15 protein-coding genes are annotated in these 17,275 nt (G+C 65.8%); 5 read left to right on the top strand and 10 right to left on the bottom strand.

Annotated elements, in window-relative coordinates; translation table 11 throughout:
* Position 1: 1 nt before the first annotated feature.
* The gene (locus KIT79_06685; GenBank protein ID MCW5828986.1) at positions 2–1,879 is read right to left on the bottom strand and encodes a response regulator; all 1,878 of its coding nucleotides are present in this window, start codon (positions 1,877–1,879) and stop codon (positions 2–4) included.
* A gap of 197 nt (positions 1,880–2,076) precedes the next feature.
* Between KIT79_06685 and KIT79_06680 the strand changes: the two genes are divergently transcribed.
* Positions 2,077–2,769 carry a hypothetical protein gene (locus KIT79_06680; GenBank protein ID MCW5828985.1) on the top strand — a complete coding sequence of 231 codons (693 nt, stop codon included), beginning with the start codon at positions 2,077–2,079 and terminating at the stop codon, positions 2,767–2,769.
* Positions 2,770–2,793: 24 nt separating this feature from the next.
* Here KIT79_06680 and KIT79_06675 read toward each other — a convergent pair whose 3' ends face one another.
* From KIT79_06675 to KIT79_06665, 3 genes are read right to left on the bottom strand one after another with little or no spacing between them, the layout of a single operon-like run.
* Entirely contained in the window at positions 2,794–4,125 is a 1,332-nt protein-coding gene (locus KIT79_06675; protein ID MCW5828984.1) for a bifunctional folylpolyglutamate synthase/dihydrofolate synthase, read from the bottom strand.
* A 25-nt stretch (positions 4,126–4,150) separates the two neighbouring features.
* Complete coding sequence (locus KIT79_06670) at positions 4,151–4,921, bottom strand: 3',5'-cyclic-nucleotide phosphodiesterase (protein MCW5828983.1); 771 nt, start codon at positions 4,919–4,921, stop codon at positions 4,151–4,153.
* Between the two features lie 49 nt (positions 4,922–4,970).
* The gene (locus tag KIT79_06665) at positions 4,971–5,630 is read right to left on the bottom strand and encodes a Crp/Fnr family transcriptional regulator (protein ID MCW5828982.1); all 660 of its coding nucleotides are present in this window, start codon (positions 5,628–5,630) and stop codon (positions 4,971–4,973) included.
* 224 nt (positions 5,631–5,854) lie between these two features.
* Here KIT79_06665 and KIT79_06660 point away from each other — a divergent pair, with 224 nt between their 5' ends.
* The gene (locus tag KIT79_06660) at positions 5,855–7,546 is read left to right on the top strand and encodes a hypothetical protein (GenBank protein MCW5828981.1); all 1,692 of its coding nucleotides are present in this window, start codon (positions 5,855–5,857) and stop codon (positions 7,544–7,546) included.
* 9 nt (positions 7,547–7,555) lie between these two features.
* Here the strand turns inward: KIT79_06660 and KIT79_06655 are convergent, their stop codons facing one another.
* From KIT79_06655 to KIT79_06630, 6 genes are all read right to left on the bottom strand, one after another.
* The gene (locus tag KIT79_06655; protein ID MCW5828980.1) at positions 7,556–10,096 is read right to left on the bottom strand and encodes a 1-acyl-sn-glycerol-3-phosphate acyltransferase; all 2,541 of its coding nucleotides are present in this window, start codon (positions 10,094–10,096) and stop codon (positions 7,556–7,558) included.
* A 63-nt stretch (positions 10,097–10,159) separates the two neighbouring features.
* Positions 10,160–10,540, bottom strand: a complete 381-nt coding sequence (locus KIT79_06650; GenBank protein MCW5828979.1) for a hypothetical protein — start codon at positions 10,538–10,540, stop codon at positions 10,160–10,162.
* Between the two features lie 208 nt (positions 10,541–10,748).
* On the bottom strand, positions 10,749–11,042 hold the full coding sequence (locus tag KIT79_06645; GenBank protein MCW5828978.1) for a hypothetical protein: 294 nt from the start codon (positions 11,040–11,042) through the stop codon (positions 10,749–10,751).
* 231 nt (positions 11,043–11,273) lie between these two features.
* A complete protein-coding gene (locus tag KIT79_06640) occupies positions 11,274–12,089 on the bottom strand; it encodes a hypothetical protein (protein MCW5828977.1) in 816 nt (271 codons plus the stop codon).
* A gap of 41 nt (positions 12,090–12,130) precedes the next feature.
* Entirely contained in the window at positions 12,131–12,952 is an 822-nt protein-coding gene (locus tag KIT79_06635; GenBank protein ID MCW5828976.1) for a hypothetical protein, read from the bottom strand.
* A 182-nt stretch (positions 12,953–13,134) separates the two neighbouring features.
* Positions 13,135–13,941 (bottom strand): hypothetical protein, encoded by an 807-nt coding sequence (locus KIT79_06630; protein ID MCW5828975.1) that lies wholly within the window; start codon positions 13,939–13,941, stop codon positions 13,135–13,137.
* 243 nt (positions 13,942–14,184) lie between these two features.
* Between KIT79_06630 and KIT79_06625 the strand changes: the two genes are divergently transcribed.
* The 3 genes from KIT79_06625 to KIT79_06615 all read left to right on the top strand — a co-directional run bounded on the left by KIT79_06625 (position 14,185) and on the right by KIT79_06615 (position 17,180).
* Entirely contained in the window at positions 14,185–14,907 is a 723-nt protein-coding gene (locus KIT79_06625; GenBank protein MCW5828974.1) for a hypothetical protein, read from the top strand.
* 400 nt (positions 14,908–15,307) lie between these two features.
* Positions 15,308–16,153, top strand: coding sequence for a hypothetical protein (locus tag KIT79_06620; GenBank protein MCW5828973.1), 846 nt, complete (start codon positions 15,308–15,310; stop codon positions 16,151–16,153).
* Between the two features lie 118 nt (positions 16,154–16,271).
* The gene (locus KIT79_06615) at positions 16,272–17,180 is read left to right on the top strand and encodes a hypothetical protein (GenBank protein ID MCW5828972.1); all 909 of its coding nucleotides are present in this window, start codon (positions 16,272–16,274) and stop codon (positions 17,178–17,180) included.
* Positions 17,181–17,275 lie beyond the last annotated feature (95 nt).

Below are 17,275 nucleotides of genomic sequence, written 5' to 3'. Positions count from 1 at the left end.
GCTATCCCTTGCTCCGGGGCACGGCGCGGGCCAGCTCGCCGAGCTTGCGCTCCAGCACGGCGCGGTCCATCGCCATCCCCGCCTGCACGAGGAAGATTTCGAGTGCCTCGGTCTCGCCGGTGGGCAGCTCTTCGGGGGCATTGTCGCCGTAGAGCAGGGCGACGCACCGGTTCCGGCTCACGATCGGGGAGATGAATGCCTCTGGCACCGGAAACCCGCCGAACTGCCGGACGAGGTAGTCGTTCCACTTGCCCGGCTGGAGCGGACCCTTGTAGGTCGTCTTCGACTGCGCCACCTCGGCCAGCGCGCCCGGCTCCTTCAGCGGGATCAGCGTCGAGCGGACCATGCGCGTGGCGTTGACGCCCGGAACCTCCAGCCCGAACTGGCCGAGGCCCCGGATGTCCCGGTCGGTCACGAGGAAGATCACCGCCCGCGACATGAGCTCGGCGGCGAACCGCAGGATGAGCAGCGTGATCTCGATGTTCGATTCCGGGTTGTTCAGTTCCTGGCTCATCTGGCGGAGCATGGAGAGCCCGGCGCTTGACGCCTTCTGGGCCGGCTTGAACTCGGCGCCGATCTCCTCGGCGATCTCGCCGCCGATGTCCCGCAGCGAGTCCGGCGACGCGGGGGCCTTCGCCGGCACGGACGGCGGCACGGCTGGCTGTGCAGGCGGCTGTGCGGGTGGCGGGGCCGGTTCCGGCGCGGCGGCCAGCGGCGGAAGCGGCTGGCCGGTTTCCTCCTCGATCCACCGGGCGAGCCGGGGCTCCAGCACCGCAACGAACTTCACGATCGCATCCGACTGCGCCCCCCTGGTGATCTCCGCCTTGCGCGGCTTGTGCAGGAACTCGCTGGCGCCCAGTTCCACCGCCTTCTGCTGGGCGCTGGCGTTCTCGTAGTCGGAAAACAGCACGGCGGGCCTCGGAACCGGCTGGGCGCGGACGAACTCCAGCAGCTCGATGCCGCCCAGGATTCCCGCGCCGTCGCTGCGCGGCATCAGCAGGTCGGCCAGCACGATGTAGAACTGGCCCCGCGATTCGAACTCGTTGACCAGCGTCCGTGCCCCCTCGACCGAATCGGCCGGGTGCGTCTCGAAGCCGCGCAGGCGCAGCGAGGCGGCCAGCGCATTCAGCGTCAGCTTGTCGTCGTCCGCGACGATCACCGGCACATGGCTGCGGAGCGGCGGCAGGGCCACCTTCGCGGGGGGCGCAGCCGGAGTGGAAGATGCGGCCGGAGCGGCCGGGGCGGGAGCAGGCGGGGTGGGCCGGGACGGCGTGACCGGAACGGGCGGAACGGCCGGGCGCTTCATCGGAATCACCCGGCCAAGCTCCGGTGCGGCGGCCGCGCCCGCGGGGCCGGTCGTCCCGCCGGCGCTCTCGTCCATCAGGCGGGCCGCCTCCATCGCCAGGAACTGCGGGCTGATCCCCTCGGTCACGACCAGCTCGCGCTGCGCCGGGGGGAGGCGCGAGATGACGTCGTCCACGTCGAGCAGGTCGAAGTTGAACTCGCCGTCGGTCCAGGTGAACAGCTCCGTCGTGACCGACTGGATGTGCTCGCGGATCGCGTCGTCAATGAGCGCGGGGCTGACCTTGTAGGTTTTCTGGAGAACCTGCCGGAGGGGCTGGGTGTGGTTGAGGTCGTCCCAGACCTGCCGGGCGTCCTTCGCGGTGGCCTCGGGCACCCCGCCGGACCGGACCAGCAGTTCGGTCAGATCCCCGGCGATCGTGCTGACCGTGGCGCAGACGACCCGCCCCTCCTTGAACATGACCTGCCCGCTGCGGTTGCGCGCCGTGAGCAGCAGCACGCCGCTCTTTTTCGAGAGGCTGACGATCTGGAGGATGTCTCCCAGACCGAGGTCTTCCAGGTTTCCGAGCAGGCTCATGGTCGCCCATGCCCCGGCCACTGGCCGGGACAGCGGCGCCCGGTCAGGGGCGGCGCATCCTTGGCTTGTAAGTCATCATAATAACTAACGTTTTTTGATTCTGTCTCTGCAACGGTTAATCTATCACACAGAGCCGTTTCTGCAAATCCCGTGACCTGGCGGGAATGGCCGTACATGCCACGGAGAGAGCCGATCCGATGTTTTGCCCCGGAGCCGCCCCCAATAGCCGCCGTTTCACCTGTCTCGCCAGCGGTTTTGCCCGCCGCCTCGCCGTTCTGGCTGTCCTTTCCGGGGCGGCCGGATGCACGACCTACTACCGGTTCGAGAGCCCGGCGGCCGGCGTGGGGATCATCTCGGTCGCGCCGCTCAGTTTCCTCGTGGACGCCATCTGGTACGGGGTTCTGGCCGCCGTGGGATTCCTGTTCCCGCTGGCTTACCGCTCCGTCACCCAGGAAAACCTGCCGAAACCCGGCCGCGTCGCCCTGTGGGCGATGATCGTGCTCGCGGGCTCGCTGGTGTTCTACAACCGGACGATCAGCCACTTTTCCCACTACTGGCGTGTGGACGACGCCGGGATCCGCGAGGTGAACGCCTTCGGAGTGCGCGAGATCGCGTGGGATGACGCCTACCGCACCTGGGCCGACCGCCAGAACATGCGGAAGGTGACCAAGGAGATGTTCGTCCGCTCCCCGGTGTTCCATGTCATCGGCCCCGATGACCAGGCGATCATCGTCAGGCAGGAGGAAGTGGGCGAGGGCGTCTTCGAATCGTTCACGCAGCTCGCGCTGGAGCTGTACTTCCGCCGCGACCGCCTCTGGGTGCCGGATGACCAGCAGGAGCCCGCCCGGCAGCCTGCCGCCAATCCGCCCGGCGAAGCGGAACAGCCCTGACGGTTCCGGCCCCGAACCAGCCGTTCAGGCGGCCGGTGAACGCTGGCCGGGCATGTTGAGGTCGAGCCACGCCTTCGCCGCGCCCACCAGATAGAGCGATCCCGTGACGACGGCCGTTTCGGTGGCGTCTTTCCGCCAGTGAAGCTGGGCGAGGATTTTCGCAAGTTCCGGCTCGACGACCGTGTTCCGGTGAACGGCCGCCGCGATCCGGCCCGCCTCGTCCGCCGGCATGAGCCCCGGGGCGCCGGTCGCGGTGATCCGGTGGGCCAGCGGGGCGATGATCTCCAGGAACTCCCGCTGCTGCTTGTCCGCCCGGAAGCCCACGATGAAGTGGAGGCGGCGGCCCGCGGCGGCCGTTTCGAGAAACTTCGCCAGGACGCGGGCGGCGTCCGGGTTGTGCGCGCCATCGAGCCACAGGTCGGGCGAGGTGGAGACATGCTCCAGCCGCCCCGGCCAGCGCACGGAGGCAAGTCCGGAGCGCACCGTCTCCGGCGCAAGGCCCGCCACGCCGCGGGCGGCGAGCAGTTCCAGTGCCGCGCAGGCGGCGGCCATGTTCTGGAACTGGTGCGCGCCCGGCAGCGGCAGCGGAAGGTCCGGCCAGCGGGTGTTGATGCCGAGGTAGTCGAACCGCGCCTCGCTGCCGCCTTCCCGTCCGGCCGAAACGTAGTCGAAGTGGCGGCCGCCCAGATAGCAGGGCGAGAGCCGCTCCATCGCCGTGTCGTGGATGAGCCGCTGGATTTCCGGCTGCACGGCGGACGTGACCACCGGCGCCTTTTCCCGGATGATCCCCGCCTTCTCTCGCCCGATGCTGAGGATGTCCGGCCCCAGATACTGCTGGTGGTCGAGCCCGATGGAACTGATGACGCACACTTCCGGGTGGCAGACCGTGGTCGAATCGAGACGGCCGCCGAGCCCCACCTCGATCACGGCCAGCTTCACGCCGGCGCGGGCGAGCGCGAGAAAGGCCGCCGCCGTAACGAGTTCAAACACCGTGGGCGGCTCGGCCGACAGGGCCGTGTCGCCGTGAACGGCCGAAAGCGCCTCGTTGACGGACGAGACGAGTTCCGTTTCGGTCCAGTCACGCCGCCCTATCCGCACACGCTCCAGCGGGCTCACCAGATGCGGCGAGGTGTAGAGTCCCGGCTCCGCGCCCGCCCCGGCGAGCACCGCATGGATCGCCGCGCAGATCGAGCCCTTGCCGTTGGTCCCGGCCACGTGGACGGCGCGGAACGCCCGTTCGGGATGGTCCAGTTTTTCGCAGAGGCGGCGCATCCGCTCCAGGCCAAGACGGATCGTCTGCCCGGCCTCAAGGCTGCCGAAGTCGGCGGCGGAGCGGATTTCCCTGGGCAGGGTCAAGGTGGGTTTCTTGCGGGGGCGGGTTTCAGGGAGCGAGGTCGAGCAGCTCGCCGCGGGTAAGGAAGTAGTAGTCCTGGAGCCCCGTCTCGGCCACTTCCTTGTGGAGCAGTTCGCGGAAATTGGGCTTGTTGTGCGACAGGTAGACCGTGTAGTTGCGGTTCTTGAGCCGCCCCATCTGCTCAAACAGCATCTTCGGCGTCAGGTGGCCGCTCAGGTTCGCCAGGTCGGTCATCATGTTCGGGAAACTCACTTCCGTGATGAGGCCCAGCACCTTCGGCGTCTGGTTGAGCACTTCCCAGATACGTTCGGTGACGCCGGTGTCCCCGGTGAAGCAGAACGCGCCCGTGGCGTTGGAGACGATGTAGCCGGTATTCGGAACGGGGTGCTTCGTCGGCACGGCCAGCACCTTGTAACCGGCCACCTCGAACGGCTTTTCCGGCTCGATCTGGTGGTAGACGAGCGTGGGGTTGTCGGCCGTGGGGATCTTCGTGAAGTCCGGCCAGATCCGGTCGTTCATGAAGTGTTCGCGCAGCACCCGGATGACCGGCTCGGCTCCCCAGATGTGGAGCGGCGTCTTCTTGATCCCGATGATGTTGTCGGCGAGGAACGCCAGGTCCTTGATGTGGTCCAGGTGCGTGTGCGTGATGAGCACGTTGTCGAGGGCGCACTGTTCTTCGAGCGTGAGGGCCTTGCACAGCGAACCGGCGTCCAGCGCCAGGGTGTCGTCGATCACAAACCCCGTCAGGGAGGTTTCCGGTGTCTCGCCGCCGGAGCATCCGCAGATCTTCACACGCATGGGAAACCCGGTTTCCGCCTTTCCTGACAGCCGCCCCCGCTGCGGGGTATCAGGAAAACTCCCCGAACTGCTCCTTGAGCGCGAGGTACTCCAGGAACTTCCGGAGCTTTTCCGTCTCGGCGACGACAAATCCGTCGGGCTGGATTTTCAGCAGGTTGCCCTTCACCAGCTTGTCCAGCACGTCGTTGATGTGCCGGGGGTCGGTGCCGGTCTGGGCGGAGATCAGATCCTTGTTGCCGGCGATGAAGCGGCCGCCGCCCTCGACGGGCTTGCCCTTCTTGTCCGCCTGCCGGGTGAGGAAGTGGACCACGCGGCTGGAGTCGTCGCGCAGCAGCAGGTTCTCGATCTGCTCGTCGGCCTCCTGGAGCCGGTCGGCGAGGATCTTGATGAGCCGGATGGCGATTTCGGCGTTGCCCTTGAGCATCGCCTCGAACGTCTTGGGCTCGATCACCAGCAGCTTCGAATCGGTCAGCACCACTGCCTTCGCCGAGCGCGGCTTGTTGAGGAGGATCGACATCTCGCCGAAGAACGCGCCGGGGCCGATGTCGGCCAGCACCTTCTCCACGTCGCGCACCTTCTTGGAGATGCGGACCTTGCCGTCCTGGATCACGAACATCTCGCGCCCCTCGGCGCCTTCCTCGAAGATGGTCGTGCCGGCGGGGAAAACCTTTCCGAATCGTTGGAACAGGGCGTCGTCCTGGGCACTCATATGGGCGTAACTATAACCTTCCCTCTAGATGGTTCTGCGATTCCGTGGAAACCTACAGATTTGCACTAGTTAGGTGATTCACGCCGCCACTGTCAACTGACCTGTGGCGGCCCCTCTGGTACTCCCCCGGCCGCCGGTTTACGGCCGTGGCTCCGGGCGTGTATACAGGGGCCTGTCACCATCGGGATTCAGGGGAGCAGGTGCTTTTGGACGAGGTGCCGACGATGCCGCAGTTTCAGGCCGAGATCATCCGCCGTTTCCGGGCCGCCGGAAGCGGGCTTTCCCTGCTGGCCGCCGTTCTATCCGGGTGCGCCGGAGTCACGCTGCCCGGCGGGCCGCCGCCCCCCGCACCGGTGGAAGAGGGCGCGGCCGGTGGCGGCGCGGCGGCGCAGGGCTACGTGAACCCTTATGGCGAATCGGCGACGCCCGAATCGCTGCAGGTGGATATCCAGCTCCCCGACCCGGCCCCGCTGAAAAAGCTTCTCGACGAGACGCGCAAGTCTCGCACCCTTTCCGACGCGCAGAAGCAGGCCCGCACCGGGGAACTGGAGGCGCTCGTCGCCCTCGCCGAGGCGGCCAGCGGCCTCGACCGCCACACGATCCGCACCGAAGCGGGCGACCGCGCCCGCTGGGAACAGCTTATCGGAGCCATGACGAGGCTCGCCAAGCTGCGCGCCGCCCGGCTCGCGTCCGGCGAGGCCGGGGAGATCGGCGAGGGGCAGATCCCGGCCCGCACCGGCGGGTCGGTCCGGCAGGAACTGCTCCAGGCGGTCCAGTCGGGCGACGACGGGAAGATTCTCGCCGCCTGGGATACGGCGGTGAGCGAGCTTCCGCCGGAGGAGATGCCGCTGGACGTGGTGCCCGCAGTGGCGCGGGCGGCCGCAAGGTCGGGCGATCCGGCGCGGGCGGCGCACTATCTCGAGGGTTTTCTCTCGTCGCAGCAGTTCGACGATCTCCCCACGCTCACGGGCGAGCTGGCCGGGTATCTGGCCGCCGTGGGCGAGCTCGACCGTGCGCGCCAGTACTACCAGGCGGTGATGGAACGGCTGAAGTCGCTGGAGCCGCTGGGCCCCCAGACGCGGGACCGCATCGCCGCGCTGGAGCGGCGCGACCGGGACGAGAATGCCCGCTGGCGGGCGAAGCTCATCCAGGCCGAGGCGATCTTCGCCTACGGCACCGACTACTCGGCCGCGCACGGCCTCGTGGCCGACGTGATGGGCGAGGCCCGCGACCCGGCCCTGCGCGAGCGCGCGCAGCAGATCATGGAAGGCTTCCGCCAGCGGCGGCTGGACCTCCTCGGCCGCGAGCTGTCGGCGCTCCAGGACGGCTACTTCCACGGCCGGACGGAACTGGACACGGTGCGCGGGAGGATCGGCGAGCTCCGGAACCGTTTCCCCGAAACCGATCTCCAGCCGATGATCTCCGCCTCCCTCAGCACGATGGAGGCCCAGAAGGGAAAGGCGTCGGCCGAGCGGGCCGAGCTGGACCGGCAGAAACTTCTTGCAGCCGAGCTCGCCGTCCGCGAGGGCAAGTTCCCGGAAGCGGTCTACCTGCTCCGCGAACTGTCGGGCTCGCCCACCGAAAACCGCAGGGCGCTGGAGCTGCTTCCCGCCGCCATTGACGGCGTGGTCCAGCGCCAGCGCGAGCAGGCCGCCGACGCCGTGGTGCGCGCCCTCAGGATCAAGGACGCCGCCGCCCGGCGGCTGGCGCTTCTTGCCGTGCAGAAACAGCTCAACCAGCTTCTCGCCGACTACCCTGGCACGGCCGTCCAGCCGGCCATCGAGAAGGACCTCAAGCTCCTCGACTCCCAGATCGACAAGCTCACCGCCCAGCTCGGCCTCGGCCAGCCGGCCGATGGAACGAAGGAAACGGACGAATCCCCGTCCGATCCGTCAAAGGCCGCCCAGGTCGAATAGGAAAAAACGCTACTGCGGTTTTCCGGCGGCGAGCGCCGTCCGGTCGAGCAGGTCGCGGGCCCCGGTGATGAGCGGGTGCCGCTTGCCGGTGGGGCCGGAGCGGATTTCGTCCCGCTCGGCGCCGGGCTCGATCACTTTGAGATGCGTGAGCGAGCCGATCGCCTCGTCAATACGGGCGCGGGAAATGGACTCCACCGTCCGGATGTCGCCGTTCTTCAGGGAGTCGGCCGACCGCTTCACGACCTGTTTGGCGAAGTCGGACTTCTTCAGGGGCGTGCCGTCCAGAAGCGGCAGCGAATCCAGGACGAGCCAGGCGGTTTCGATGTTCGGCCGGACGAGCGAGGCGATGAGCCGGAGCGATTCGGTGTCGGCGGGGCAGGCCGTGAGCGGGGCCGCCCCGTTGGCGAGCGTCGCGGCTCCGAGGTCGGCGAGCATCTTCAGCCGCTCCTCGCCGGAGACGCGGACCGGCCGGATGAACTGCCCGGCGAGCAGCGTATCGGCAAACTCCGTGCGCCGCTCGATCCCGGCCGCCCCGGCGGGTTCCGTGCCGCCCGCCAGCAGGGCCAGCGCGGTGAGCGACAGCTCCGAGAGCAGGTTCACGACAGTGTTGCGGTAGTAGTCGAGGACGAGCGTCGCGGGCCGCTCGAAGGTGATGTGGCCGGTATTCTCGTCAATCCTCACCACCTTCGAGTGGGCAAGGTCGTGCAGCCGGTCATGCAGCGTGCGGAGGGCGTCCGTCTGCGCCCCGGCAAGCGAGGAGGGTAGACGCATGCCGATCCGCTTCACGGCGGCGAGCAGCAGTTCCACCCGCTTCTGGAACAGGATCGGGTCGATCGCCACGCCGGGGTCGGGGAGCAGGGCGGCGCAGACAAGCGCCGTGGGCGAGGCGGTTCGCTCGCGCTGGATGCGGGTGACGACCTCGGCGGCGAGATCGGCCGTGAAGGTCTTGCGGTTGTCGGCATCGTCCATCGTCTGGTTCCGGTCGGCCGTCCAGTCGCGCAGGCGCAGCAGCTCGCCGAACTTCACGTAGACGCGGCCCCGCTTCTCGCCGAAGAACCGGACGATCTTGAGGAGCGCGAATACCGATTCCTTCTGCTTGGCCCCGCCTTCCAGTTCCTTCTTGAACGAGTTTTCCTCGAACACCCGGTCGTAATCGACGCCGACCGGCAGGATGGAGAGGTTCGGGCAGTCGCCGGTGAAGTAGTGGTCGATCATCGTCGAAAGCAGTCCGTACTTGGGGCCGAGCATCTTGCCCGAGCGGGAGCGCCCGCCCTCGATGAAGAACTCGACGAGGTATCCCTCGCGCAGGAGGAAACGGATGTAGGCGTCGAAGACGAGCTTGTAGAGGTCGTCGCCCCGGAACGAGCGGCGCATGAAGAACGCCCCCGATCCCCGGAAGATCGCCCCCAGCGGCCAGAACGAGAGGTTGTCCCCGGCGGCGATGTGGGGCGGGATGATGTCGTGGGCGTAAAGCTGGGTGGACATGAGCAGGTAGTCGGCATGCGACGAGTGGTTCGGCATCAGCAGCACCGGCCCCTCCCGCATCGCCTGGCGCAGGGTTTCGAGCTGCGCCGGGTCCATCTCGATGCCGTCCCACATCCGCTTCCAGGCCTGCGTCAGCACGAAGTTGAGCGCACGGGTGCTCAGGTGGCTGTAGTCGGAGGCCATCTTGTCGAGCATCCGGTTGGCCTTGTAGAGCAGCATGTCGCGGTTCTGGTTTGTCCGCTCGGCCAGCTCCAGCAGCCGCCCCACGAACCACTCGTCGCGCAGGATATCAGCCTTCATGTCCGGCCGCTGCTTGAGCCTGGGGCCCGAATAGACCCGCCGCTCGCGCTCGAACTCCATCAGCAGCTCCAGCTTCAGCCGGTGGACGATCTCCCGGTCGCTCAGACCCTCGTCCTGGAGCCTGATGAACGCCCGCACGTCGATCGGCGTGCCGCAGTCGGCCTTGGCGTAGCGGAGCATCTTGATCCAGGCGATCGCCCGGCGGACGACCGACTCGTCATCCTCGGCCCCCAGCACCCGTTCGGTGACGGTGGCGCGGCTGTGGCCGGGCGTCTGGTCCCAGATGATGTACTGCGGAAGGAGGTAGACAGGCCGGTCGGAGGTCCGGGCCAGTTTCACCAGCAGCGGGAACGGGTCGTTGCCGGAGAAGAAATCCTTGACGATGCTCCGCCCCTTGGCGAGAAAGACGAGCGACTCGCGCCCGGCGGCCAGTTCCTCGCCGAGGCGGTCAAGGTAGGGCTTCTGCGCGGGGAGCGGCCGGGCAAGCCCGATGGCGCGGAAAAACGCCCTGATGATCTCGCGGACCGGCCCCACCAGCAAAAGGTCGATCTCGCCGCCCACGAACCGGATCAACGGGAGCTTCGCCTTCAGGAACAGGTAGTTGAAGACGACCGTATCGACCCAGCTCCGGCGGCGCTGGACGAAGACGACCGTTCCCTCCTTGCGGAGCGACCAGACGCGGTCCTGGAGCTTGTCGCTCAGGTCCATCGCGCCGAACAGGAATTCGGCGATCCACCGCGCGATGAAGTTGAATCGGGTGAGCATGCCGGAGCCGGTTGCCGCCCGGCCCCGCCTGTGAAGGGGGCCGCGCCTCCCTTAAGGGGACCGTTAGGAGGCGGCGGGCGCCTCGGCCGCCGCCGGGGCCGCCTCGGCCTTCTTCGTGCGGGTGGCCAGCAGCTTCCGGGTCCGGGTCGTTGCCCGCTGGGCGCGCTTCAGCTCCTTGCGGGCCTTGCGGACCTCGGGATTGGCGAGCGCCGCCTTGCGGACCTTGGCCCGGCGCTTGGCGGGTTCACGGATACTCTTGGCCTGCTCGGCCGATATCTTGGTGCTTACCGCGCCCACCTTGGGCAGGTCTTCCAGCTTCGGCCAGTGGTCGAGACCGGCCTTCTTGGCCAAGTCGGCAAACTTCTTGCGGGCCTTTTCGAGCTGCTTCCCGATGGCCGCCTGGTAGTTCTTGATCTTCTTCGCCTCTTCGTGCTTGGCGCTCATATGTTTCCTTTTCCGCTTTTGTTCCGCGTCTTTACCCTGCGGGATGGTCCCGCCGCCTGGACCCCAGACCGGCAGCACCGGGCCCTACCTAGTCCGTATGGGCGGCGGGTTTCAAGTAGGGGAAAGAAACCGCCTCACCCCCTTAAATCCCCCTCTCCGGGAACCGGAGAGGGGGAGGGGAAGTAGGGGTGAGGCCGGGGCCCTTCGATCAGGCCTGCGCGCCGGTATCGGTGTGGCTGCGGAGCTTTTCGACCGTTTCGCGGGCCTGGTCAGTGACCTGCCGGGTGAACGTCTGCACCTTGCCGGCCACCTCGCGCTGGACCTTCTGCGCCTCGGTGATGGCCGTCTCGCTCACCTTGCGGGCCGCCTCAAGGCCCTGCTGGGCGGTGTCATTGGCGAGCCGGGCCGCCTCGCGGACCTGGGTTTCGAGCTTCGTGCGGAATTCGTCGCTGGTGAGGTAGTTGGCGGCTTCGCGGATGCTGTCGAGATTGAACTGTGGCATGGCTGATTCTCCTGTGTTTTGGTTGTGTTATGGGAACTGAAATCCTGTTATACAGATACGGGGAGACGCATCGCGTCATCCTTGTATGACAATATATACACCGACGTTTTACTGTCAAGAAGAAAAATGACGCGCCGAGTTAATTTGGGGGCGTTTCCCAAAAACACTCCGGCCCCTTCCCCCATCAAAGGGGAAAGGGGCCGGGAGGGTGTTGATCGTTCAGTTAACGGATCAGTTGGCCGCGGCGATGGCGTCGGCGTTGGGGGGCACAATGCCCAGAACCACGATTGTGCCGTCTTCGGGATCAACCTCGACCAGAACGCTCGTTCCGTAATAGTAGCCGACGAGCGCGATCAGCCTGCTGCCCACGAATGTCGCGCCCTTGATGTAGGAGTATTCTATATCCGGATAGTCGCCTAGCGGGTCGCCGGCGTCCACCTCCACGTCGCCTGTCACGATGGACCCGTCGTCCAGATCAATGGTGTCCAGCGAGGCACCATCAATGTCATAACTGTTGAAATAGTAGAGGGTCTCGCCCGCCGCGTCGTAGGCCAGCGCCCCGTAATTACTCGTGTCGGTCTCGGCGACCTCGCCGTCCTCGTCTATGGTCATGATGCACGTGGCGCCACCCGACACCGCGTAGAGGGTGTCGCCCGCGAAAGCGAGGTCGTTCACGCCATCGATGCAGTCGGTGTCGCCGCTCCAGTCGATCGCTTCGGCGTCGCCGGTGGCGAGGTCAATCTCCACCAGCAGGTCGCCCAGGTCATCGGCCTCCTCGGCGGCCGACGTCGTCCCGGCAACCACGCCGCCGGGCCCGAAGGCGAGCCCCGTCATCGGCAGCACGTCGCCGTCGTCACTGGTCACCTGGCCGGTGATCTCCACGGTGATGGGGTCGGTGGAAAGGTCCACGCTGTAGATGAACCCCTGGGTCCCGGACGCGCCATCAATGAGGTACAGGTCCGCATTGCCCGCTCCCCCGCCGCTGCTGCCGCATCCGGTGATTGTCGTTATCGTGGCGGCGATCGCCGCGATCAGAATCCGTTTCATGTCAGTTGCTCCTTGAAAAATGGTCATGTCTTCGCACCGGTTCAGTTGGCCGCCGCGATGGCGTCGGCGGCAATGGGCACAATACCCAGGACTTCGAACGTGCCGTCCTCGGGATCGATCTCGATCAGAAGCGAGACGCCGTAGTCGCTGCCGGTGATCGCGAGCAGCCGGCCGCCCGCGAACGCCATGCCCTTGACGTAGGCGCTATTCAGTTGCGGGTAGTCGTCATACAGGTCGTCGCCGCCGGTAATATCGTCGCCGTCCACGATCGAGCCGTCGTCGAGGTCAATGGTGTTCAGCGTGGCGTCTTCGAGGCCTTCCGGGAAGTCCAGGAAATGGAGGATATCGCCCGCCGCGTCGTAGGCCAGTGCCCCGCCGTACGAGGCGAAGGTGTCGGTCTCGGTGACCTCGCCGTCCTCGTCAATGGTGATGATGCAGTTCGTATTGTCCTCGCCGGTGACCCCGTAGAGTGTGTCGCCGGCGAAGGCGAGGTCGTTCACGCCATAGATGCAGTCCGTGTCACCGCTGTAGTCAATCTCTTCGGCGGCGCCGGTATCCAGGTCAATCGTGACGAGCAGGTCATTGCTGTCGGCATCGGCAGACGTCGTTCCGATCACCACGCCGCCGGGCCCGATGGCGAGCCCCGTCATCGGCAGCACGTCGCCGTCGTCGCTCGTCACCTGCCCGGCGATCGCCACGGTGATGGGGTCGGTGGAAAGGTCCACGCTGTAGATGAACCCTTGGGCTCCGGCCGTGCCGTCAATGAGGTAGATGTCCGCACGGGCCCCGCCCCCGCTGCTGCCGCATCCGGCGGCGAATACCATCGTGGCGGCGCAGGCCGCCGTGAGAAAACGGTTCATCATTTTTCTGCTCCCTGAAACTGGCCCCTTCGGGGGAATGTGGGTTCGATATTAAAGAACAATAACAAAACCGGCAATAGCCGGAGAACGGTTTTTTGAAACCGGTGTTCCCCAAAAACACTCCGGCCCCTTCCCCCATCAAAGGGGAAAGGGGCCGGGAGGGTGTTGATCGTTCAGTTAACGGATCAGCGGATCGCCGCCAGCGCATCCATCGAGTCGGGAACCGGCGTCAGCACGGTTACGTTGCCCGAATCGGTGTCGATCTCCACAAGCACGGAATTGTCATAATACGTTCCCATGATAGCCAGCAGACGTCCGTCCACCATCGCCATGGCCTTCACGTAGCTGTATGCCATTCCGTCGTAATCATCGACCGGATCATCCACGTCGATGCCTTCGTCGAGTTCGCCGCTCTCCAGGTCCACCGTGTCCAGGGTGCTGCCGCCTTCGGTCAGGTGGTAAAGCGCGTCGGCAGCGGCATCGTAGGCAAGGCCGCCCGCCCATCCGAAACCGTCAGTGACCATCTCGACCGTGCCATCGGTCGTAACCGTCAGGAAGCAGCCCGTGTCGCCGGCGCCGTCATCCGACACACCGTAAATGGTCCCGTCGACGATTTCGAGATCTCCGACGGCGTCGAAGCATTCGTCATCATCGCTTTCGATGTCGATTTCCGTCACTTCAGCAGTCTGGGTGTCTATCGAGACGAACACATTGTCCTGTACAGGGGCGTCGTCACTGGTGGAACCGTAAAGCACCCCGTCACTGCCGAACACCAGCCCGGTCAGCGAGTAAAGGGTGTCGCCGGAACTGTCAGCCAAGCCGCCGACCACCTTGATTTCACCGGCGTCCGGATCGATCGCGTAAAGGAAACCTGAGCTGCCGTAGCTGCCATCAGCGGCAAACAGGCGGTAGTTGGGTCCCCCGCTGCTGCCGCATCCGGCGGCGAATACCATCGTGGCGGCGCAGGCCGCCGTGAGAAAACGGTTCATCATTTTTCTGCTCCTTGAATCTGGCCCTTCGGGCGAATTTGCGGCTTATATTAAGGGGGTCTAAGAAAACCGGCAATAGCCAGAGAACGGTTTAATTTGAATGCTGCCAGCCCTTCGCCATTAACCCCGCTTTATTTGCATCGTTTTCCGGCGGGGTGGTTGACTTGGAGCGGGCGGCGGGGGCACCTATCAGTCAGGGTGTTGCTACCTTTAATATAGATGTTCGACGGAACGGGACGGATGCATATGACGGACATGCGCAGGCAGGCGGCACTTTTTCTGGCCGGTGTATTCCTCGCGGCGGGGCTTTCCGGGGGGCTGCTCACCGGCTGCCGGAAGGCCGACACGCAGAAACCGGCCGCCGACGCTCCGGCCAGCGCCGACGCCGCGCCGTCCGATGCCGGAGCGGCCGACGCCGCCCGCAAGGCGGCCCTGGACGGCCCCGGCCCGGAAGTCACCTTCACCCGCGTCCCGCAGATCTATAAGACAGGGAAACCGGAAGCCATCGGCAAGCTCGCCCAGATCATGCTCCGTTTCCACACCCGCGCCCAGCCCGACTGGGTAATCATGATGGCCGTGGACGGCAGCTACCAGATCGCCTTCCTCACCTTCGACGACAGGTTCCTCCCCGTCATTGACGGCATGACCAAGGGGACGCCGTACCTGGTTGATTTCATCGTCACCGACATCACCAGCGGCGGCGCCCCGCGCGGGAAGATCACCGCCATCAACAACGAGGCGCCGCCCGATACCGAGTTTGCCAACCCGCTGGCCGAGCCGGTCCAGCGGATCGAGGAGGTGAAGAACCTCCCCGAGGACGTCCGCCGCGAGCGGCGCATGGAGATGCGCAAGATGCTCCACAAGCAGGCCGACGTGATCGAACCGCTGATCGAGCAGCGGATCCAGGAACGCAAGGCCGGCGAGGGCACCGGGACCGGCGGCGGCGAAACGCCCCCGGCCGGTCAGTAGCAAGGCCACGGCAGTGAAGCTTTGCCCCCTCTCCGCAATACGGAGAGGGGGACCGAGTTTTCCTCTCCGGTTCCCGGAGAGGGGATTTAAGGGGGTGAGGCAGGGAGCAGGAAGCCCACCCCGCGCCCCCTGAAGGGCGGGAACAGAAAACTCACCCCCGCCCCTCACAGCACCCCCCGTGACTACGGAGAGGGGGATCAAGGGGAGGTCCTCTCCGTGACTACGGAGAGGGGGATCAAGGGGGAGTGGTCTCCCCCTCTCCGGTTCCCGGAGAGGGGGCAGGGGGTGAGGCCTCTAATGGCGGTGTGTTTTTCTGTTGCACCTGTGCGAAGCACTGCTCTAGGATGTCGCGCAAATGATCTGAACCCCCGGCGCGCCGGGCAAACGAAAGGGAAAACCAATGAACCTCAACCCAATCAAACAGGCGGGCGCTGCGCTCGCCGCCATCACGACACTTGGCCTTGCCGCGTGCAGCGACAGCAACGCGCCGGACGCCACCTTCTTGCCCGGTGACTACGTGGCGGGGGCAATTTATGAAGTGCCCGGTCTGCCCCTGAGCATCAGCCCGGCCTATCTCGGCAGCGACAGCGACCGGTATGGCCTTCTGGAACTCACGGTGGAGGAGGACGGCACGATCACCGGCACCCTCATGGACTATATCGCCTATTACAATCCGGGAGGCCTTCCCGACGACAATGAATATATCGATGACGTGTATGACGTGGAGGGAACAGTCGAAGGCACCTCGTTCACGGCGACCGTGGATGTGGGAATGGACTACCCGGAAGTGACGATCGAGGGCACGATCACGCCGGACGGCATCCTGACGGGGGAGATCATCGGCACCGATGACGAAGGTTCCGAAACGCTCGGCTACACGGGCGGCGTCGTCGTGGACGGCGAGGAACTGGGGCTGGCCTGCGGCTATTTCAGCGTCAACGACGAGGATGAAAACTACCTCGCGCAAGGCGACATCGTGGTCCTGGCGCGGGACAGCGACCTCATCGGCATCTTCTATGACTGGGAGGACGGCGACTTCGGTGTCTTCACCGGCACGATGGACATGGATGACGGCGAGGGCGAGGGAACGCTGACGGGCCGGTTCGACGGCGAAGACGTTTCGGCCAGCGCCGTGATCAACAACGGCGGACTCGACGGCAACTACTTCGAAGTGAACGCCGGATTCACCAGCGGCGACGCCGGCTACTTCTACGGTGATTCCGAGGACTGCTACGACTGGGACTGATGGCTTAACTGCCTGAAAGCCTCACCCCTGACCCCTCTCCAGGAACTGGAGAGGGGTTTTCTTTTGGGCCCTTGATTCCCGGAACATATCATTCCAAGAGCATACGGAAAGCTGCCCGGTGGTTCGTCCGGCGGGTGCCGCCCGGATCGCCAGAAACACAATCTATTCAGCACGTTACAAGGAGTATCTCATGAACCTCACCACCATCAGGGCAACCATCAAAGGGGCAACCCTCGCGCTCGCCGCCATCACGACCTTAAGCCTTGCCGCCTGCGGCAGCAGCGGCGGGTTCTCGCTGACACCGGGCGACTACCAGGGCGCGGCGGTCGGAAACGTTGACGGCGACACGCCGATCTTCATTTACCTGACGCTCACGCTGGCCGAAAACGGTTCGGTGACCGGCAGCGGCGAGATGTACGACGCCGGTGCTTTTACGGCTTCGGCATCCCTGCCGGAGGGGTTCGAGAGCTTTGCCGTGACCGGCCAGGCGTCGGGCGACGGCCTCGACCTCGACTTCGAGAACAACGTGACCGGCGCGGGCGTCCAGCGGGAGGACGGTTCGGTGGCATTCGTCTTCGGCGGTGATACCGGCGATGGCATCGTGGAAGGGATCGGCCTCCTGGCGGAACCGCGTGACGGCGAGATCGGCGTTGCCTGCGGCGAGTTCGCGTTCAGCGAATCCGTCTCGGTCGTCACCCACGACACAGAAGGCTTCGTGATGCTGGTCGGCGGCGCGGACGGCGGTTTCTTCGGCGCGCTCCTGAGTGACGAATTCGCCGGCATTACCGAGGGCGTGTTCACCGTGGGCTGCGCGGCTGAAACCTGCGGCGGGTCCGCCCTGGGCTACGTCGAGGGCGATTATGACGGCGACGATATCGAGCTCGATTTCACCGAGACCGGATATGTGAACTTCTCGGAGGGCGACACGACCTTCTTCGGTCTTTACAACGTCGGCCTGACCAGCAGCGACTTCACGGGCATGCTGGAGGCGGACACCTCCTACTGCCTCAACGGCGACTACGACTGACGCCTTAACTGCCTCAACGCCTCACCCCTGACCCCTCTCCAGGAACTGGAGAGGGGTTTTCGTTTGGGCCGGGAAGCCTCACCCCGCGCCCCTTA

The organism is Deltaproteobacteria bacterium (genome assembly GCA_026129095.1).
Taxonomy (GTDB): Bacteria; JAGRBM01; JAGRBM01; order JAGRBM01; family JAHCIT01; genus JAHCIT01.
Note: the sequence above shows the minus strand (reverse complement) of the source record. Positions and strands in the feature narration are given on the sequence as shown.

What these genes read in the sequence shown, in the direction of transcription:
- KIT79_06685 (MCW5828986.1), bottom strand. Translation starts at nt 1,879, where the DNA reads ATGAGCCTGCTCGGAAACCTGGAAGACCTCGGTCTGGGAGACATCCTC.
- KIT79_06680 (MCW5828985.1), top strand. Translation starts at nt 2,077, where the DNA reads ATGTTTTGCCCCGGAGCCGCCCCCAATAGCCGCCGTTTCACCTGTCTC.
- KIT79_06670 (MCW5828983.1), bottom strand. Translation starts at nt 4,921, where the DNA reads ATGCGTGTGAAGATCTGCGGATGCTCCGGCGGCGAGACACCGGAAACC.
- KIT79_06665 (MCW5828982.1), bottom strand. Translation starts at nt 5,630, where the DNA reads ATGAGTGCCCAGGACGACGCCCTGTTCCAACGATTCGGAAAGGTTTTC.
- KIT79_06660 (MCW5828981.1), top strand. Translation starts at nt 5,855, where the DNA reads ATGCCGCAGTTTCAGGCCGAGATCATCCGCCGTTTCCGGGCCGCCGGA.
- KIT79_06655 (MCW5828980.1), bottom strand. Translation starts at nt 10,096, where the DNA reads ATGCTCACCCGATTCAACTTCATCGCGCGGTGGATCGCCGAATTCCTG.
- KIT79_06650 (MCW5828979.1), bottom strand. Translation starts at nt 10,540, where the DNA reads ATGAGCGCCAAGCACGAAGAGGCGAAGAAGATCAAGAACTACCAGGCG.
- KIT79_06645 (MCW5828978.1), bottom strand. Translation starts at nt 11,042, where the DNA reads ATGCCACAGTTCAATCTCGACAGCATCCGCGAAGCCGCCAACTACCTC.
- KIT79_06640 (MCW5828977.1), bottom strand. Translation starts at nt 12,089, where the DNA reads ATGAAACGGATTCTGATCGCGGCGATCGCCGCCACGATAACGACAATC.
- KIT79_06635 (MCW5828976.1), bottom strand. Translation starts at nt 12,952, where the DNA reads ATGATGAACCGTTTTCTCACGGCGGCCTGCGCCGCCACGATGGTATTC.
- KIT79_06630 (MCW5828975.1), bottom strand. Translation starts at nt 13,941, where the DNA reads ATGATGAACCGTTTTCTCACGGCGGCCTGCGCCGCCACGATGGTATTC.
- KIT79_06625 (MCW5828974.1), top strand. Translation starts at nt 14,185, where the DNA reads ATGACGGACATGCGCAGGCAGGCGGCACTTTTTCTGGCCGGTGTATTC.
- KIT79_06620 (MCW5828973.1), top strand. Translation starts at nt 15,308, where the DNA reads ATGAACCTCAACCCAATCAAACAGGCGGGCGCTGCGCTCGCCGCCATC.